Genomic DNA, 320 nt, shown 5'->3' on the forward strand with positions numbered 1-320 from the left:
AGGAGCAAATGTTATTTATGGATCTGGAAGTTCAACAGGAATGCACGTTTCTGGACATGCATATCAAGAGGAATTAAAATTGATGCTTACTTTAATGAAGCCTAAATACTTCATTCCCATACACGTATAATTTAGAATGTTACTGGAGTTCAGACGTGTGCTTTTTCGATCTATTATAGATAACTTATTTCTATTAGGAGCAAATGTTATTTATGGATCTGGAAGTTCAACAGGAATGCACGTTTCTGGACATGCATATCAAGAGGAATTAAAATTGATGCTTACTTTAATGAAGCCTAAATACTTCATTCCCATACACG

The 320-nt window shown here is 34.1% G+C and carries 2 pseudogenes; both read left to right on the forward strand.

What is annotated here, in order from left to right:
• Positions 1-127: pseudogene (locus H6481_RS28490) on the forward strand (MBL fold metallo-hydrolase RNA specificity domain-containing protein); the annotation flags it as partial.
• A gap of 45 nt (positions 128-172) precedes the next feature.
• Positions 173-320, forward strand: a pseudogene (locus H6481_RS28495) (MBL fold metallo-hydrolase RNA specificity domain-containing protein); the annotation flags it as partial.

Source organism: Bacillus sp. ME78 (assembly GCF_903970865.1).
Lineage (GTDB): Bacteria > Bacillota > Bacilli > Bacillales > Bacillaceae_G > Bacillus_A > Bacillus_A cereus.